The organism is Haemophilus sp. HMSC61B11, from assembly GCF_001838615.1.
In the GTDB taxonomy this organism is placed as follows: Bacteria; Pseudomonadota; Gammaproteobacteria; order Enterobacterales; family Pasteurellaceae; genus Haemophilus_D; species Haemophilus_D parainfluenzae_AD.
The window spans coordinates 1-392 of the sequence record NZ_KV837966.1 but is presented as its reverse complement, the minus strand read 5'-3'; the positions used below and the strand labels follow the sequence as shown (position 1 = coordinate 392).

Below are 392 nucleotides of genomic sequence, written 5' to 3'. Positions count from 1 at the left end.
ATAAATCACCCGTTTTTTGCGGTTGACACGGAAGCCACGTGGGCGGGGGAGGAAAAAGGCAAAGGCAAAAAAGGGGATCATAATGATGTCTAAGATAAAGTCTTTTATTGGTGATTGAGGACCTAGTCCATCAGTATATATTTCATATGGCGTTAGTTCTAATTTTTCCTCTCGAAATTTATTTCCTTCTTCTCTTCTTTCTTTATAGGATTTATATTCTTCCATAAGCATTTTATCTCTATGAAATGCCCACTCATAATCTCTTTTTGTATCTGAATGACTATAAAATGGGATAACGGATAAGCCATTAAATATATTGATAAGCATCATCCCACCTAAAACAAAACGAATAAATCCTCGAGCATACCCATCAAAAATCGAATCCCGAATTT

General features: G+C 35.5%; 1 pseudogene. It reads right to left on the bottom strand.

Annotation, left to right across the window (positions count from 1 at the left end):
- Nucleotides 1-330 (bottom strand): annotated as a pseudogene (locus tag HMPREF3263_RS04150) (hypothetical protein); the annotation flags it as partial.
- Nucleotides 331-392: the final 62 nt, after the last annotated feature.